The sequence below is a fragment of the Winogradskyella vidalii genome, from assembly GCF_013403955.1.
Lineage (GTDB): Bacteria > Bacteroidota > Bacteroidia > Flavobacteriales > Flavobacteriaceae > Winogradskyella > Winogradskyella vidalii.
Genome location: NZ_JABFDG010000022.1, coordinates 1 through 3,439 on the forward strand (window position 1 = coordinate 1; position 3,439 = coordinate 3,439).

A 3,439-nucleotide genomic window follows, 5' to 3' on the forward strand; every position below is an offset into this window, starting at 1 on the left:
AAAACTATTCCAGGTATAGGAAATAAAACCGCAGTAATGCTATTGGTTTTAACCGATGGATTTGATCGTTTTAAAAGCGGTAGCGAATTGTGTAGTTATGCTGGATTAACCCCTGTAGTTAGAAAGAGTGGGAGTAGTGTAAATGGACGGCCTCGTATCAGTAAAATAGGAAATCAGAAACTACGTAATCTGTTATTTATGTGCAGCTTTAATGCTTGTAAATACAATAAAGCATGTCGTGATATTTATGAGAGAATAGTAGCAAAAGGAAAGAGTAAAAAATTGGCATTGATAGCGGTGTGTAATAAACTATTAAAACAGGCTTTTGCTATAGCAAAATCAGGTTTAATATATGATGATACATATAGAAGTACTTTAGTGAAAAATTAGTGCATTTTTACTTGTTTTTTACCACAGTACTTTGTTGGCAGCAGTATTTTTAACTCGTTAATCTTCTATATTCTACCGAATATTTAGTTGCCTGTTTCGGGTCATTTTCGACAGTTACATTTTCATCATTTTTAAATTCGGCATTAGCTGACCAATTGTATGAACCAGTAATTACAACTTGGTTATCAATAACACAGAATTTATTGTGCATCAATCCACCTCTCAATCCTCTTTTTATCATTTTGTGCGGAAGTTTAGTTACATCTACTCCGTATTTTTTATTTATTCCATCATCGAAAATTGCAATTTCTACATCAAGACCTTGTTTGTGTTTTTCAATCAATTTTTGAAACAAGGTATCATTCGTAAACCAAGCCATTACAACGACTATTGAGACTTCAGCGTCATCAAGAGCTTTTAAAATTCTATTTTGGATGTCTTGGAAATGAGCTTCATTAATTACTGGCTGTTCATTCTGAACAACACCTCCTTGTAATATTAATTCTCCGTTCAAGACTTCAACACCAAAACCTTCTGGGTTTAAAATTTCATTTAAGTCATCAGCAGATTCAGCGTTATCGATTATAACTTTATTCAATAATTCTCTAAAACCGTTTTTATTATTTAAATCGGATAATCTCTTTTTTACATATTCCGTCTTTGAAGGTCTCTGTTCATTTTTTTTTCCGATGTCTGGAAGTCCTAATTCATCGTAAACATCTCTTATTCCGTAATTATTGAAAAGATTCACAATCTCTCTGCCAGTTAAATTACCTACAATAAAAGGTGCTATTTTTTCAATAGCATATTGGGATATTTTCATTTAGTTATGTTGTTTTTCATATTGCTGCCAACGTTTATGTATAAGGATAGTTGCGGTTTTGTGTGCGAGGATTTTCCGAAGGAAAATCAGACGTAACAAAAGTGCAATGACCTTTGTTTAAGCCTAAAATAGCAATTATTTTTATACTGTGTTGTGTGTTCGTTTTTTATTCAGTTTTATTTTCAATTACAATCATTTCTTTCATTCATTATTGCTCTTTCGTTTAAATACTTTTGAATAAATTCTTTTGATTTTCCTTCACGATTATATGATGTACTTCCTATTAGGAAATGATATTTTTTCGAATTTCTTTCTACATAAATAGTGTCAGAACATTTGTTTTTAATCACTCTGTCATTTTCTTTAATAAAATCATATAAAAATGCAGGTTCGTAAGCGTAATTCCGACTGTTTTCGATTCTATATCTATTATCTTTATTTGTCAGTAACAAATAAGAGTCTCCTTTTTCTTCAAAAATGTCAACAACATTTTCGTCAAAAGTTGTACTTAAAAAGACTTCTTTAAACTCACCTTTTTTAACAACAGTATAAATTGCAAACCCAATAAGAAAAATAAATAGAAAAATAACTGGAAGATATTCTTTCAGAGTATACTTCTTTCCTTCATATTTTTCAATCATATTTTTCAATTCCTTTCTCTGTTTAGTTCAAAACTTTCGATTTGAAGTTACTATGCTTAAATGACACACAACGTGTTTGTGTATGGTTAGTTGCGTGGTTAAGCAACTAATTTAGTAAACTTTTACGAACCCGTGAAAATTCCGCAGGAATTTTCGCAAGTAGGCAAGAACCTAGCAATTAATTATACACGGTGTTGGCAACAGTAATTTTAACAATCGTTCACGTGATATAAAGTCAGATACCATTCGCCATCTTTTTTTTCAAAACCTAAAATTCTAAAGGTTCCAACTTCTTTGATTACATATTCAAAATAAAAAATCGAATCAGAAAAGTTAAATGTATTTTCCATTTCATCATCAATTCCGACAAAGTTGATAAAATCCCAATCATCAAAAACCCAATTTTTTCTGCTCATTACAAAGGTTTCGTCGCAACCATTGTCCACAGCCACTAAATTGTCAAAATCAATATGTTTTTCTTGAAAGGAAATGTCAGATATAAACTTTTTTGAAAACTCAAGAAAGTCTTTTGGTATATTGTCTTTGCTAGAAAATTGTTCAGAAACAGAGTTATATTTTTCAGCACGTTCAGAAATCAAGTTCCAATCATAAGATTCTACTTGTCCTAATTTATATCTTTCGTAAATAGAGTCAGATTCAGTTGGGATAACTTCCGTTTTTTGTATTTCGACAGGAAGTTCAACTTTGGGTTTTTCTTTATTCTCTTTACAAGAAAAGACGATAATAAAAAGTAAAATCAGTTTTGGTATTTTCATTTCGCTTATTGTTGCCAACGGTTTTGTGTATGGCTCGTTGCGGAAAATGTCCAACGGACTTTTCCGCCGTAACCGAAAGGTAGCAAATTGCAATGAATTCCGATTAGGAATTTTGCCGCAATGAGCTATACACGGTGTTGGCAAATCGTTATTTTAATTCACGTTTTGTCTTTCACAACCATTAATTCTTTTTTCTTTAGTCAGAGTCCAAACGTTAATTGTTTTTTTCTCAAGTTTATTTTCAGAATCAGGTTCCACCAATTCAATTTCCATAATACATTCAGTCGCAATTTTGTAATCAGAATTTTCTATTAAATATCCATTTACATAAACTCCGTTATTTTTTTCAATTCCGAAAAATTCATTCAATTCAGATTGTGTTTTAAAAGCAGTTTCTTTCTTTAAACTGACAAAAATAATTCCGTTTTCAGTCAGATTGAAGAATTTATGCTCTTTCCGATTTGGTTTGTCTTTCAGAACACTTATTTCAGCAATCAATTCTTTTGTTGTTCCGATAGCGCTTTCATTCCCGATAATGTCTTTTTCAATAATGATTGTCGGACAATTATTTTTCACAGTTGGTAATTTCACGTAAGTATCTTGAGAATAGATACTCGTAAAGCAGAAAGTAAAAATTAAAGTAAAAATTACTCGTTTCATATGCGTTTCGTTAATGTTTGCCAACGCTAGGGCTATGGTTTCGTTGCGAAACGATAGTCAGCGTATTTCGGGTTGCAGGACTAAAGATAGCAAAAGCGAATGAATTTTCCAGAGGAAAATTCGGACGCAATGAACTATAGGCAATGTTA

The 3,439-nt window shown here is 31.5% G+C and carries 5 protein-coding genes; 1 reads left to right on the plus strand and 4 read right to left on the minus strand.

The window, feature by feature from the left end; translation table 11 throughout:
• A partial coding sequence (locus HM982_RS18150) for a transposase (protein WP_179354731.1) occupies positions 1-390 on the plus strand: 390 nt, incomplete at its 5' end.
• 49 nt (positions 391-439) lie between these two features.
• Here HM982_RS18150 and HM982_RS18155 read toward each other — a convergent pair.
• The 4 genes from HM982_RS18155 to HM982_RS18170 form a co-directional block, all read right to left on the minus strand.
• Positions 440-1,213, minus strand: coding sequence for a phospholipase D-like domain-containing protein (locus HM982_RS18155; RefSeq protein ID WP_179354741.1), 774 nt, complete (start codon positions 1,211-1,213; stop codon positions 440-442).
• A 182-nt stretch (positions 1,214-1,395) separates the two neighbouring features.
• A complete protein-coding gene (locus HM982_RS18160; RefSeq protein ID WP_179354742.1) occupies positions 1,396-1,854 on the minus strand; it encodes a hypothetical protein in 459 nt (152 codons plus the stop codon).
• Positions 1,855-2,063: 209 nt separating this feature from the next.
• A complete protein-coding gene (locus HM982_RS18165; protein ID WP_179354743.1) occupies positions 2,064-2,630 on the minus strand; it encodes a hypothetical protein in 567 nt (188 codons plus the stop codon).
• Between the two features lie 153 nt (positions 2,631-2,783).
• The gene (locus HM982_RS18170; RefSeq protein WP_179354744.1) at positions 2,784-3,290 is read right to left on the minus strand and encodes a hypothetical protein; all 507 of its coding nucleotides are present in this window, start codon (positions 3,288-3,290) and stop codon (positions 2,784-2,786) included.
• Positions 3,291-3,439: the final 149 nt, after the last annotated feature.